Here is a 13621-nt window from a genome sequence, read left to right as displayed (position 1 = left end):
CCACGGCCCTTTGGGCCGTGGGGAGGGGGGATCAAAACATTTTTGGGGCGACCACCATGATCCGGGTAGCGGTCAAGGGCGGCGGCGATTTGGGGACGGGGACGATCCTGCGGCTCCATCGGGCCGGCTTCCGGGTATGGGTAACGGAGCTTCCGCAGCCCTTAGCGATCCGCCGGGCGGTCGCCGTGGCCAGCGCTATCTACGAAGGTTCGATCACCATCGAAGGCCACACCGCCCGTCGCGCCGCGGATGTATCGGAGCTCCCCGCCATCTGGGAACGGGGGGAGATCCCGGTTCTGGTGGACCCGGAGGGGGAGAGCATCCGACAGCTGCGGCCGGAGGTGGTCGTCGACGCGATCATGGCCAAACGCAACACCGGAACCTCGATTACGGACGCCCCGGTGGTGGTGGCCTTGGGGCCTGGCTTCACCGCCGGAGTGGATTGCCACGCGGTCGTCGAGACGGCCCGAGGCCACGATCTAGGACGGGTTTACTACACCGGCAGCGCCATACCGGATACCGGGATCCCAGGAGCCGTCGGCGGGCACGATGTGCTGCGGGTGCTGCGGGCGCCATGCGCCGGTCGGTTCCAGGGGGTTCGGCGGATCGGCGACCGGGTGGAGGCGGGGGAGATCGTGGCCTATGTGGATGGAATCCCCGTTCGAACCGCGATCGCCGGGGTGCTACGAGGCATCCTCCAGGACGGGCTGCAGGTGACGCCGGGCATGAAAGTCGGCGACGTCGACCCCCGCGCGGAGGTCCGCCACTGCTTTACCGTTTCGGACAAATCGTGGGCGGTCGGCGGAGGGGTTCTGGAGGCGGTGTTAAAATGCCTGCGGGAGCGCGGGCTGCTCCCCTGGTAGCGCCCCACCCGCTTAAGCCGTGGAGACATTTCGGCGGAGGGACAGTCCGCCTTCCCCATCGAGCCTACACTTCTTCGGAGGTGCATCCTTGTGGGTTCGGGTCGCGATGTTGGAGGAGATCCCTGTAGGATCAGCCAAGGTCTTCCACATCGAGGGACGGGCGATCGCCCTGACCCGGGTGGGGGATCAAGTGTTCGCCTTCGGCGACGTATGCACCCACGATGGCGGTCCACTGGCGGAAGGAAAGCTGGAAGGCCATGTGATCCAGTGCCCTCGCCACGGCGCCCGCTTCGATATCCGAACCGGCCGGGTGCTCCGGCTGCCGGCCGTGGTTCCGATCCCTGTCTATGAAACCAAGGTTGAGGACAACGCCGTCTGGGTGAACCCGGAACCGAAGGAAGCGTCGCGCTGAGAACAGAGGCGCCAGCGCACCCTCAGTGAGCCCCAAGAGGTGACGAATGACTTCACACCCCGTCGCGATCGTCCACGCGGAGCTTTATACGCCCACCCGGCGAATTGAGGATGGGACAGTGGTGTTTGCGGAGGGCCGTGTCCTCACCCTCGGGCCCGCCCGCGAGGTTCATGTGCCTCGGCGCGCGGAGCGGATCGATGCGCAGGGACGGCCTTTGACCCCGGGCCTGATCGACCTGCATATCCATGGCTTGGAGGGCTGTGATCTCTTCGGTCCCGAGCTGACGGAAGGAGCCCGACGGCTTCCACGATACGGTGTCACGGCTTTCCTCCCCACCACCCTAACGCTCCCGGATGAGGAAGAAATCCTCCAGCGCCTTCAGATCATGGCCCGGGTGATGGAAGATCCCCCTCGAGGAGCACGGATTCTGGGGATTCACATCGAAGGTCCCCACCTCTCCCCCAAACGGCCCGGGATGGCCAACCCGGCATGGTTCCGCCCGCTCACCCCGGAGGCCATCGCCCGCTACCAGGCCGCGGCGGGGGGACGCATTGCGTTGTGGACGTTCGCACCGGAGGAAGGGGAGGCGATGCACGCCATCCCCACGCTGATCGCCCAGGGCATCGTCCCGGTGATCGGTCACAGCGACGCCACCTACGATCAGGCGGTCGAGGCGATCCGGCGAGGGGCCCGGCAGGTCACGCACTTCTTCAACGCGATGCGTCCTTTCCACCATCGGGAGCCCGGGCTGTTCACCGCCGCCCTGCTGGATCCCAAGGTGATCGCCCAATTGATCGCCGATGGACACCACGTCCATCCGGCGGCCATCCGGTTGCTGTTCGAACTGAAGGGGCCTTCCGGAGTGGCCTTGATCAGCGATGCCGCGCCGATGGCCGGGCTCCCCCCTGGACGCTACACTTGGCTGGGCTATGAGGTGATCGTCGCAGATGGGCGTTGCCAGACCCCGGAGGGAGCGCTGGCCGGATCGATCGCCCTGATGAACGAAGGCCTGCGCGTGCTCATTGAGGAAGCCGGCATCGATCCGCTCGCTGCGGTCCGCAGCGCCACCTGGACGCCCGCCCGCGCCCTGGGCCTGCGGAAGCTGGGATGCCTCCGGCCCGGCGCCCCCGCGGACCTGGTCCTGTGGGCCCGCTGGGGAACCCCTGAGGCGGTGTGGATCGGCGGGGAACGAATGCACTAGGAGGGGGAGATGGGAGCACGCGGCCCGGCGTTCCTCTTCGACCTGGACGGCACCCTCGTCGACAGCGTGTATCAGCATGTCCTGGCCTGGCGGGAGGCCCTGGAAGCCGTCGGGATCTCCCTGTCGGTGTGGCGGATCCACCGGCGGATTGGGATGAGCGGAGGGCTGTTGCTCCGAGCGCTGCTGCGGGAGACCGGACGGGAGGTCACCGTCGAAGAAGCGGCCTATATCCAGCAGCGCCATGCCGAAGCCTTCGCCCGGATGCTCCCCCAGGTTCGCCCGCTGCCCGGCGCCCGGGAGCTCCTGCAAGCCCTCACCGCAGCCGGCGTGCCCTGGGCCATCGCCACCAGTGGCCGTCGGGAGGTGGCCCAGCCCATCCTCCGCCTCCTGGACCTCGATCATGAGATCACGCTCGTGACGCGGGATGAGGTCCAATACGCTAAGCCGGATCCGGATCTCTTCCTGACCGCAGCGGAGCGGCTGGGGGTTCCGATCCAATCGTGCGTGGTGGTCGGCGACAGCGTATGGGATATGCTGGCGGCCCGGCGGGCGGGCGCGCTGGGCGTGGGATTGCTGTCCGGCGGCTACGGGCGCGAGGAGCTGGAACGGGCCGGCGCCTACCGAGTGTATGAAGACCCCGCGGACCTGCTGCGCCATTTGGATGAGGTCGGCGTCCGCTGAATGCTTCTCCGTGAGCGCTCACTCCAGAAAGCGCACCGCACCAATATAGGGAAGGTGACGATAATGCTCCGCCCAATCGATCCCATAGCCAACGACGAATAGATCGGGGATCTCAAAGCCACAATAGTCCACTTCCACCGACACTTGACGGCGGTAAGGTTTATCCAGCAACACAGCCGTCCGCAGGCTGCGGGGGTTCTGCTGGCGCAAGTGCGCTTGGAGATACTGCAAGGTCAGCCCCGTGTCGACGATGTCCTCCACCAGTAGCACATCCCGATCGGTCACCGGTTCGTTCAGATCCTTGAGGATCCGGACCACCCCCGAGGTCTCCGTGGCGACGCCATAGCTGGAGCAGGCGATGAAGTCGACATGAGCGTTGACCCCTTGGAGCTGCCGGAGGAGGTCGGCACAAAAGACAAAGGCGCCCTTCAGGACGCCGACGATGAGGAGATCCCGGCCGTGGTAATCGGTGGAGATCTGAGCGGCGAGATCCCGCACCCGCGCGGCTAGCTCCCCCGCCTCGATCAGCGGTTCGATCCGATGAGGTCGCATATATCCCTCCTAAGTGAAGACTCGCCCCATCGCTTATCAATGATACTTTCTGCGAGCTCATCCCATAGCGCTGAACCTGGCGCATAATAACATAGGAGCCGTGCCATGGAAGGCTACCCCCTTCCCGCGGCCCTTTGGGCCACGGGAAGGGGAGAGACAAATGGAAGAGGCCATTCGCGCTCTCCAGCTCGTATGGAGAAGCGAACGAGAGCCATCCCGGTGGAGGAAACCGAGACTTGCGCGATCACGATCTGAACACCCTCGAGTGGCCGAAGATCCTGGAGCGATTGGCCGCTTTCGCGGCCTTCGCATGGGGCGCGGAGAAAGCGCGGGCGCTGCGCCCCTCCGGGAGCCTCATGGAGGTCCAGACCCGATTGGCGGAGACCGAGGAGGCCCGTCGCCTGTTGGCCCTGGAGCCCGGCTTCGACCTGGGCGGGGTACGGGATCTGCGTGCGCTGCTGGAAGCTGCTCAGCACGGAGCGACCCTGTCGCCAGCGGATTTGCTGGCGGCCCGAGATACCCTGAGGGCCGTCCGTCGGATCCGCCGCATCCTGCTCCGGCGGGCGGAGGCGCTTCCCCATCTGGCCCAACACGCCGGGCGCATGCAGGAGTTCCCCGAACTGGAGGCCGAAATCGAGCGTTGCCTGGACGAGGCTGGCGAGGTGAAGGACGACGCCAGCCCGCTGCTGTACACCCTTCGGACTGAGATCCGCCGCCTGACCCATGAGATCCATGCTCGGCTCCAGAGCTATCTCACGGATCCCCGCTATGCGCCCTATCTCCAGGAGCCCCTGATCACGCTGCGCGGGGGCCGCTTCGTGATCCCCGTGAAAGCTGAACACAAAGGAAAGATCCCCGGACTGGTCCACGACACCTCCGCCAGTGGGGCGACGCTGTTCATCGAACCACTGCCGGTGGTGGAGCTGGGCAATCGGCTCCGCGCCCTCCAGGCGCAGGAGGAGAAAGAGGTGGCCCGCATCCTGGCGGCCTTGAGCGCGGCGGTCGGCGCCCAAGCGGAGGGGATCCGAAGCACTTTGGAGGCGCTGGCGGATCTGGATCTTGCGCTGGCGAAGGCTCGTTACGCCATCGCCCTCCGCGCGGAGCGCCCGGAGATCGTCCCATGGCCGGAGGAACCACCCGAGCGGCGCGCGGTCTCGCCCCTCTATCTGCGCCAAGCCCGTCACCCCCTCTTGGATCCCCAACGGGTGGTGCCGATCGACGTCACGCCAGACCCCTCCACGTTCATCCTGATCCTCACGGGGCCCAACACCGGCGGCAAAACGGTGGCCCTGAAGACCGTGGGCCTCCTGGCGATCATGGCCCAAAGCGGCCTGCACATCCCGGCCGCCGAGGGCTCTCGCCTGCCGGTGTTCGACGGGATCTATGCCGATATCGGCGACGAGCAGAGCATCGAGCAGAACCTCTCGACCTTCTCTGCCCATCTCCTGAACATCCTGGGCTTCCTGGAGGCAGCCACCTCCCGCTCCCTGGTCCTTCTGGACGAGCTGGGGGCAGGGACCGATCCGGTGGAAGGGGCCGCGCTGGCCCGCGCGATCCTGGAGCATCTCCACGCCCGGAAGACGACCACCCTGGTGGCCACGCACTTCCCGGAGCTCAAACTCTGGGCCCAAACCACCCCCGGGGCGATCAACGCCAGCGTGGAGTTTGACCCCGAGACCCTGGCCCCAACTTATCGACTCCGCATCGGCCTGCCCGGCCGGTCGAACGCGTTCCTGATCGCCCGGCGCCTGGGGATGCCGGAGGCGCTCATCGCCCGCGCTCAGGAGTACGTCTCCCCCCAGGCCCTCCGCCTGGAGGCCCTGTTGGCGGAGGCCGAACGGCTACAAGCGGAAGCGGCCCGGGCTTATGAGGAAGCTGAACAGGCTCGGGCGGCTGCCCGGGCGCTGGAGGAAGAGTGGAAGGCTCGGCTCGCGCAAATTGAGGCGGAACGGGAGCGGATGCTGCGGGAGGCCCGGGAGCAGATTGAGGCCCTTCTCCGAGAAGCCCAGGAGGAAACCGCGCGGATCCGTCGTCAGCTGCAGGCGGTTCGCCAGGCCGAAGTGGAAGCCGCCCAGCGACGCCTGGAAGCCTTGCAAGCCCGCCTGCGAGAGGCGCTCGCCCGGGCCGCGCCTTCTATCGAGGCCCCATCGGAGCCCGCCTTCGCCGTGGGGGATCGCGTTTGGGTTCGCCCCCTGCAGGCGGAAGGGGAGATCCTAAGCCTGGAGGGAGAGGAAGCCGATGTGCAGGTCGGCCGGTGGCGGTTGCGGATGACGCTCGCCGACTTGGAGCGACGGGAGCGGCCAGGGCCGACGCGTCCGGAGCCGCCTCCTGCAGCGGCCCTGCGTCCATCCCCGGTTCCCCTGGATCTCGATCTGCGAGGGATGCGGGTGGAGGAAGCGCTGCCGCTGATGGAGAAGTTCTTGGATGAGGCCTTCCTGGCCGGCATGCCCTTCGTTCGGATCATCCACGGCAAAGGCACAGGGGCCCTGCGCCGCGCGGTGCGGGAACGGCTGAAAACCCATCCGCACGTGGAGAGCCTCGAGCCCACACCGGATGACGGGGCCACCTTGGTACGATTAGCTCGGTAACACCCGAACCGGCCTTCTGCTCTCTGCACCGTGTGGGCTTTTTGGGGGTGGGGCCCTTCCGCCTCCTCTCGCAGGCCCCGAACGGCCTAACTCAGATAAAATCGGTGCAGGCGGGCCGCTTACACGGCTCGCCCTCATCGGAATTCCACAATCTCAGGAGGTTGATCGATGATCAGCCAGGAGCTTCTGGAGATCCTGCGGTGTCCGCATTGCGTCTCCGGCCCCACCCGAAAGGAAGGGCCGGATCCCGGTCGGCTGGAGCTGGTGAAGGACGTCTGGTTGGTGTGTACCGAACCGGATTGCGGACGCAAGTATCCGATCCGCGATGGCATCCCGGTGATGCTCATCGAGGAGGGGGATAAGTGGCGCAATACCCCGGTGGAGGCCCTCCCGGTTCCCCCACCCGCCGCATGATGGAAAGCGATGGACCTGAACGCGTGGCGGCGATTGCTGAAAGAGGAGCCCGAGCAGGCGGAGGCCCAAATGGCGGCCTTGCGCGCGGATCCGGAGGGCCTGCACGCCTTGGCAAGGGCGCTCCTTCAGGACTCGGATCCCGACCTGCGGGCATGGGCCTGCCGCATCCTGGTCGAAATCCCGGATGCAACCAGTATCCCTGAGCTGCTGGATGCGTTGGAAGATCCGGATCCCGCGGTGCGGGCCGCTGCGGCGTGGGCGTTCGGAGTCCGTCCGTGGAAGGAGGGAGCGGATTTGGCGATCTCGGCCCTCCAACGGCATCTGGAGGACGCCCCATGGGTGGCATGGGTGGCCGCTGAAGCCCTTGCCCGATATGGGGAGGCGGCCCTGGAGGTCCTCAAGGAGAGCCTGCGACATCCGCACCCTCAGGTCCGGGTTCTGGCCGCTCGCGCTTTGGCTCGCATCGCCTCGCCGCAAAGCATCCCTGCCCTGATGGCCGCCCTGGAGGATCCCAGCCTTCTGGTTCGCCACTTCGCCGAGGAAGGCCTCAAGCGGCTGTGGGAGGGGCAATGGGTGTGGTTGTGATGGGAAGGTTGCGCGGTGGGGGCCGCGGGCGCGGCCCCCAAGAGAAAACCCCGCCGCTAAAACCCAAGCAAGACCACTGCACCCCCAATGGATAGAAAGGGGCCATAGGGGATGGCCGTCGTCAGGGTGGCCCGCCGGGTCAGCAAAAGGAGAAGGCTCACCCCACCAGCCAAGAGGATCCCGTAGGCCAAAGCCTGAAGCCCTTGGGGGAACCCGGTGATCAACCCGATGAAGGCCGCTAGCGTGGCATCGCCGCCTCCGATCCCACCGCGGGTGAGAAGGACCATCAAAAAGAAGAAAATGAAAGCGCCTAAGCCGGTGAGCCAGGCCCCCCATGCCCCTCCCCCAAGCCATGGGGAGACCGGAGCCAGCACGATGGCCATAGCGATGGCTGGAAGCATCACGGCATCGTAGATCCGGCGATGCTCCAAATCGGTCACCGTCACCAAGACCAGTATGGTGAGATAGAGGGCGACCAGCCCCGCGCGGGTGGAGACCCCATAGCGCGCGGCCGCCAACGCCCACAGGATCGGCACCCCCAGCTCCACCGCGAGCGCTCGGGGATGCACGCAGGCCCTTTCCCGGAAACCCTTGATCCAGGCCAGTGAGGCGAGGGCCCCCCTCTCCCAAGAGGGGAGCACCCGGCGGCGGGGCAGCGCATTCGCCAGGCCGTTCACCACCATCCCGATGGGCCATCCGATCAACGCGAAAAGAAGCGGCCAAAGCATGGCTGCTCCATCTCCTTCTCGATTCCCTATCGGTCTTTTCGGTCTTTTTCCTAACTGGGTATGCCTCAATTTTGTCAGAACGAAGAAATCAATTTCCTCCTCCCCGTGCGGCAAAGCTGCACGGGGAGGGGCAAGGGAGGTGGGGCCATTCCCCTCAGCGCATAGCCCTTTTGAATTTTTGACCTGGAGTGCTACCCCTGACCGCTCCCTACGAAGCCGGGACACATCATTCTCAATTTCAAGACTTGACACACTCCGCAAGGGCTGTTAAATTTATATCCAAAGATTATCTCCCGAAAGGCGATGAAGGGGAAGAGTAAGGATCCAGCGCCGCCCAGAGAGTCGGGGATCAGGTGGAAGCCCGATGCGGATCCTGGATCCTGAATGGGCCCCGGAGCTGCCGTCCGAACCGGAGGGCTGCCCTCCGTAGTAGGCGCGGCCGGAGACGCCACCGTTATCGGCTGAGGGCTTCGCCCAGTTAAGACCGGGCGGCGCCTGCGGGAATGAGTGGGGCCGACCTCTGGAACAGAGAGGTCGCGCTCAAAAAGGGTGGCACCACGGGCAACCACAGGGCCCGTCCCTTTGGGGACGGGCCCTGTTTATTTATCAGGCTTGTGTCGGAAGAAAGGCAAAGATCTGCCTTCAACCTTCGACGCCCCCTGGAACGAGAAGGGGCGTTCAGATCCGTTGAACAGGAGGTCGCGATGGGGAACAAAAAGCGCGTGTTGACCGGCGATCGCCCGACCGGACCGCTTCATCTGGGTCATTATGTGGGAACCCTGGCCAATCGGGTGAGGCTGCAGGAGGAGTATGAGGTTTTCCTTCTAATCGCCGATTATCACGCCCTCACCACCAAGCCGGAGAAGGCCGACATCCTGGCTGGCCGGGAATACATCCGGGAGATCGTGCTGGACTACCTGGCAGTAGGCATTGACCCTGAGAAGACCACTATTTACCTGCAATCCGATGTCCCGGAGGTCTGTGAGCTGGCGTTGCTATTCTCGATGCTGGTCACCCTGCCACGCATCGAGCGTATCCCTACCCTGAAGGATATGATACGGGACCAGAAGATTGAGAACCCTTCCATGGGCCTGATGCTTTACCCCATTCTCCAGGCGGCGGACATCCTCCACGTGAAGGCGGAGATCGTCCCCGTGGGAAAGGATCAGGAGTCCCACGTCGAGCTCTGTCGAGAAATCGCGCGCCGATTCAACAGCCTTTATGGGGAAGTCTTCCCAGAGCCAGAAGCCCTGATCGGGGACGTGCCCACCCTCCCCGGGATCGACGGGCGGGCCAAGATGAGCAAATCCCTGGGCAACGCCATCTTCCTCAGCGATCCGCCGGAGGAGGTCGCTCGCAAGGTGATGCAGATGTTCACAGACCCTACGCGGGTCCGCCCGGACATCCCGGCCGATCCGGACGCACCCCACAACGTGGTCTTCCGTTACCACGAAGCCTTCAATGACGACAAGGCAGAAGTAGAGGAACTGAAGGCGCGCTACCGTCAAGGCAAGGTGGGGGACGTGGAGGTGAAGAAGCGACTGATCGCCGCTTTGGAACGGTTCCTGACACCCATCCGCGAGCGGCGGGCCTATTACGCCGCACGGCCCCACCTGATCGATGAGATCCTGGCCGCCGGCGCGGCAAGGGTCCGTCCCATCTCGCAAGCCACTCTGGAGGAGGCGCGAGAGGCCATGGGCTTGAGCGCCCGTCGTCTGGCGGAAGCGAAATCCCGCTTTCTGTAACTCCGAAGTAACTGCTCAGCTGTTCTCAGGCCACACCATTACGAGGAGGCGAACCATGGGCGATCGAACCCGGTTCCTGCTCTCAGAAGAGGACATCCCGAAGGCTTACTATAACATCCTGGCGGATCTTCCCTTCGAGCTGCCCCCGGTGCTCCATCCCGCCACCGGCCGGCCCATCGGGCCCGAGGATCTCGCTCCGCTTTTCCCGATGGCGCTCATCCAACAAGAGGTCAGCCGGGAACGGGAGATCGAGATCCCTGAGCCCGTCCGGGAGATCTACCGTCTCTACCGACCCACACCGCTGATCCGGGCCCACCGGCTGGAGAAAGCGCTCGACACCCCGGCCCATATCTACTACAAGTATGAGGGGGTCAGCCCAGCCGGGAGCCACAAGCTGAACACCGCCCTCGCTCAGGCGTTTTACAACAAGCAGGAAGGCGTCCAGGGCCTGACCACCGAGACCGGGGCTGGGCAATGGGGAAGCGCCCTGGCCATGGCATGTCGGTTCTTCGAATTAGAATGCACCGTCTTTATGGTCAAGGTCAGCTACCAGCAAAAGCCGTACCGGCGCATTCTGATGGAGACCTTCGGCGCCCGGGTGATCCCCAGCCCCAGCCCGGAGACCGCCGCCGGCCGCAAGGTGCTGGCGGAGAACCCTGACTCTCCAGGTTCCCTGGGGATCGCCATCAGCGAGGCTGTGGAGGCGGCGGCGACCAGCGGCGGCCGCCTGAAATACAGCCTGGGCAGCGTCCTTAACCACGTCTTGCTCCACCAGACGGTGATCGGCCTGGAGGCCAAGAAGCAAATGGAGCTGGCTGGAGAATATCCAGACGTCATCATCGGCTGCGTGGGCGGAGGAAGCAATTTCGCCGGGCTGGCCCTGCCCTTCATGCGGGACCGGATCGTCGAGGGGCGGCCGATCCGCTTCATCGCGGTTGAGCCCACTGCAGCCCCCAGCCTGACCAAAGGCGTTTACGCCTATGACTACGGGGACACCGTGCGCACCACCCCGCTCCTCAAGATGTACACCCTGGGTCACACCTTCACCCCCGCTCCCATTCACGCCGGAGGGCTCCGCTACCACGGCATGGCGCCGATCCTCTGTGCCCTCTACGAGAAAGGCTATCTGGAAGCCGTGGCGTATCCCCAGACAAAGGTCTTCGAGGCCGCCGTGCGCTTCGCCCAGGCTGAAGGGATCGTCCCCGCCCCGGAGTCGGCCCACGCCATCCGCGCGGTCATCGATGAAGCCTTGCGTGCGAAGGAAGAAGGGCGGCCCCGGGTGATCCTGTTCAACCTCAGCGGCCATGGGCACTTCGATCTGGCGGCTTACGATCAGTATCTGCGGGGGGAGCTTGCGGATTATGAGTATCCCGCCGAGGAGGTGGCCCGCGCCTTGGCCCACCTCCCTCAGGTCCCCGCAGCCCTCTAAGCGCGCTCTAGGGCCATCGCTTCAACAGGGAAGAATGCGCGCCGTTGGAGGCCGATGCTGCCGAACGGCTTCGAAGAGGGGGAGGGGTATGCAACCATGTGCCCCTTCCCCCTCCCGACAATTTGCCTGTGAAACCACGGCTGAGATTTCCACGGCTTGTGGAAAACCTGAAATCCAGCCCCCATATATAGGGGGGCTGATTCGGGGGTCCCCAGGATATCGGGATCGATCGTGAGGGTGCTCTAAAGCCTTGTTGGGGAAAACTGGCGTGAAACCTGTGGAAAAGAAGGTCTTATTGGGGATAACCTGTCCACAGGAAGGAGCGAATTTCCTGACTTTCCACAACCTTCTATACCCTTTTTCGGTCCAATCCCCCAAATCTGGGGGGCGGAAGAGTTTTCCACAGTTTCCATGAGTTTTCCACATTTGTCTATTAAACAAGGTTTTCCACAGCCCAGGTCCGGGGGCCTCCGGGGACAGTTAGAGCACGGCGGAGAGATCTGGGGGGTGAGGGATGACAGAGCCCGAGATCTTGGGACTCGCAGGAGTTTCCTCTCGCTGATCTCCACAATCCACAGGCCCTACGACGATTACAGCTTTATTTTTATTCATACCTGGTTTGAATCCCCTAGGAGAAGTGAGGCCAATGGCCCCTGACCCATCCCCCGACCCCCCAAATTGATGCAGTGTTCCTAAGATGGACGTCGTAGCTCCTGCGGGTTGTGCGTCATAATTAGGAGAAGGCATTTACCGAGGAGGGATGCGCTATGGGAGGCGAGGTGCGTCGGGTTTTGATCACCGCCCGCTTTGATCCCGCGTGGGTCGATCGCTGGCAGATGCGCTGGCCGATGCTGCGCTTCGAGCTTTATCCTACACGACATCCGGAGAAGATCCCTCGGGAGATCTGGCAGGAGGTGGAGATCCTTTACACGTTCAACACCCTCCCTCCTCCAGATTGGGCGCCCCGCCTGCGCTGGGTGCAGCTGCACTCCGCCGGGATTGATCACGTCCTGGATCATCCGCTTTTTCAAAGTGCGGTCCAATTCACCACGGCCAGCGGGGTGCATGCCATCAACATCGCGGAATATGTGTTTGCCATGGCGCTGGCGTGGTTTCACCGGATCCCCCGGATGCTGGAGTGGCAGGCCCGCGCCCAGTGGCCGCCGGATCGCGATCGCTGGGCGCTGTTCGTTCCGGAGGAGCTGTGGGGGAAGACGATCGGCATCGTGGGGTATGGCAGCATCGGGCGCCAAGTCGCGCGTCTGGCCAAAGCGTTCGGGATGCGGGTGCTGGCGATGCAGCGGGGGGACGACCATCGGGATCACGGGTTTATCTTCCCTGGCACGGGGGATCCGGATGGGATCCTGCCCGATCGCTATTATGCGCCCGCGGAGCTCCACGCGATGTTGGCAGAAAGCGACGTGGTGGTGATCGCTGTCCCCCTGACGCCCGAAACCCATGGGATGTTCGATGAGGCCGCCTTCCGGGCGATGAAGCGGAGCGCCTTCTTGATCAACATCGCCCGCGGCCCGATCTGCCGGGAGGACGCACTGGTGCGAGCGCTCCAGGAGGGCTGGATTGCAGGGGCAGCATTGGATGTCTTTGAGCAAGAGCCATTGCCTTCCGATCATCCTCTTTGGCGCCTGCCGAATGTGTTGATCAGCCCCCATGTGGCTGGGTTTACCCCTCATTATGACATCCGGGCCGCTCAAATTTTCGAAGAAAACCTGGACCGTTATATGCGGGGCGAACCGCTGTTGAACGCAGTCGATAAAAGGCGGGGGTATTAAAAGGGGGTTACTGCTCGACGAGCTTTTAAGGGCCGGCGGGATCCCCCTGGCGGCCCCCTAGTCCCCGAAAGGTCCGGGGGCGGACCCCAATATATTTGGGACCTTGTTTTTAAAATCGCCATATCTGGCGGAAGGGTGGGCGAATCGGTTCACTAAAGCCTCACGGGACTTTCACCGAACACCCACGAAGGGGAGCGAGGAGCGGCGTTAACATGCGAATGCCTGAGGCGAAGGCGGGAGAACAGCGACCCAGGCGTTCTCCCTGTGTTCTCTTTTTCTCCTGTGCTTCCATCGGGCGGACGATGAAATCGGGAGGTTCGGGCATGACGGAAGCCGCTCATGAGCTCACCGGGAAATCTCTCATCTGCTCGGACGGCATGCTCGGCACGGTGGCGGAGGTGTTGGTGGATCCGGAAACCGGATGCCCAACGCACCTGGTCTGGCGGGAGCCGGTGATCCTTTATCAGGAGATCAGCATCCCGATCTCCTTTGTGGAGCAGGTGGATGGTGAAAGGATCCGCTTGCGGGTTCGCCGTGAAGACATCGAGCGCCTTCCTCGCTTTGTATGGCGATAGATTTTTGAGCGGAGCATGCTTTATCGATTGTCTTTAGGGGCGGGCCGCGTAAGCGGCC

13 protein-coding genes are annotated in these 13621 nt (G+C 64.1%); 11 read left to right on the top strand and 2 right to left on the bottom strand.

Features of this window, described 5'->3' with window-relative positions; all coding sequences use genetic code 11:
* From yqeB to ACFMO5_RS09190, 4 genes are all read left to right on the top strand, one after another.
* Positions 1-863 (top strand): selenium-dependent molybdenum cofactor biosynthesis protein YqeB (gene yqeB / locus ACFMO5_RS09205; RefSeq protein ID WP_376792456.1); only part of this gene is annotated, 863 nt, incomplete at its 5' end.
* An 88-nt stretch (positions 864-951) separates the two neighbouring features.
* On the top strand, positions 952-1275 hold the full coding sequence (locus ACFMO5_RS09200) for a Rieske (2Fe-2S) protein (RefSeq protein WP_376792455.1): 324 nt from the start codon (positions 952-954) through the stop codon (positions 1273-1275).
* 46 nt (positions 1276-1321) lie between these two features.
* Positions 1322-2476, top strand: coding sequence for an N-acetylglucosamine-6-phosphate deacetylase (gene nagA / locus ACFMO5_RS09195; protein WP_376792454.1), 1155 nt, complete (start codon positions 1322-1324; stop codon positions 2474-2476).
* A gap of 9 nt (positions 2477-2485) precedes the next feature.
* Complete coding sequence (locus ACFMO5_RS09190; protein WP_376792453.1) at positions 2486-3157, top strand: HAD family hydrolase; 672 nt, start codon at positions 2486-2488, stop codon at positions 3155-3157.
* Positions 3158-3175: 18 nt separating this feature from the next.
* On the opposite strand, the gene hpt is transcribed toward ACFMO5_RS09190, so the two are convergent.
* Positions 3176-3709, bottom strand: a complete 534-nt coding sequence (hpt, locus tag ACFMO5_RS09185; RefSeq protein WP_376792452.1) for a hypoxanthine phosphoribosyltransferase — start codon at positions 3707-3709, stop codon at positions 3176-3178.
* A gap of 236 nt (positions 3710-3945) precedes the next feature.
* On the opposite strand from hpt, the gene ACFMO5_RS09180 reads away from it, so the two are divergent.
* The 3 genes from ACFMO5_RS09180 (at position 3946) to ACFMO5_RS09170 (ending at position 7296) form a co-directional block, all read left to right on the top strand.
* On the top strand, positions 3946-6297 hold the full coding sequence (locus tag ACFMO5_RS09180) for an endonuclease MutS2 (RefSeq protein WP_376792451.1): 2352 nt from the start codon (positions 3946-3948) through the stop codon (positions 6295-6297).
* 168 nt (positions 6298-6465) lie between these two features.
* Positions 6466-6711, top strand: coding sequence for a Trm112 family protein (locus ACFMO5_RS09175; protein WP_376792450.1), 246 nt, complete (start codon positions 6466-6468; stop codon positions 6709-6711).
* A 9-nt stretch (positions 6712-6720) separates the two neighbouring features.
* A complete protein-coding gene (locus ACFMO5_RS09170) occupies positions 6721-7296 on the top strand; it encodes a HEAT repeat domain-containing protein (protein WP_376792449.1) in 576 nt (191 codons plus the stop codon).
* Between the two features lie 56 nt (positions 7297-7352).
* Here ACFMO5_RS09170 and ACFMO5_RS09165 read toward each other — a convergent pair whose 3' ends face one another.
* On the bottom strand, positions 7353-8024 hold the full coding sequence (locus ACFMO5_RS09165; RefSeq protein ID WP_376792448.1) for a prepilin peptidase: 672 nt from the start codon (positions 8022-8024) through the stop codon (positions 7353-7355).
* A gap of 704 nt (positions 8025-8728) precedes the next feature.
* On the opposite strand from ACFMO5_RS09165, the gene trpS reads away from it, so the two are divergent.
* The 4 genes from trpS to ACFMO5_RS09145 all read left to right on the top strand — a co-directional run bounded on the left by trpS (position 8729) and on the right by ACFMO5_RS09145 (position 13563).
* Positions 8729-9769, top strand: coding sequence for a tryptophan--tRNA ligase (gene trpS / locus ACFMO5_RS09160; RefSeq protein WP_376792447.1), 1041 nt, complete (start codon positions 8729-8731; stop codon positions 9767-9769).
* A 55-nt stretch (positions 9770-9824) separates the two neighbouring features.
* On the top strand, positions 9825-11198 hold the full coding sequence (locus ACFMO5_RS09155) for a TrpB-like pyridoxal phosphate-dependent enzyme (protein WP_376792446.1): 1374 nt from the start codon (positions 9825-9827) through the stop codon (positions 11196-11198).
* 767 nt (positions 11199-11965) lie between these two features.
* Positions 11966-12988 (top strand): D-2-hydroxyacid dehydrogenase, encoded by a 1023-nt coding sequence (locus ACFMO5_RS09150; RefSeq protein WP_376792445.1) that lies wholly within the window; start codon positions 11966-11968, stop codon positions 12986-12988.
* Positions 12989-13311: 323 nt separating this feature from the next.
* Entirely contained in the window at positions 13312-13563 is a 252-nt protein-coding gene (locus ACFMO5_RS09145) for a PRC-barrel domain-containing protein (RefSeq protein WP_376792444.1), read from the top strand.
* Positions 13564-13621 lie beyond the last annotated feature (58 nt).

The organism is Thermoflexus sp., from assembly GCF_042408365.1.
In the GTDB taxonomy this organism is placed as follows: domain Bacteria; phylum Chloroflexota; class Anaerolineae; order Thermoflexales; family Thermoflexaceae; genus Thermoflexus.
The sequence above is the reverse complement of the archived record's forward strand: the minus strand, read 5'-3'. Positions and strand labels throughout refer to the sequence as shown.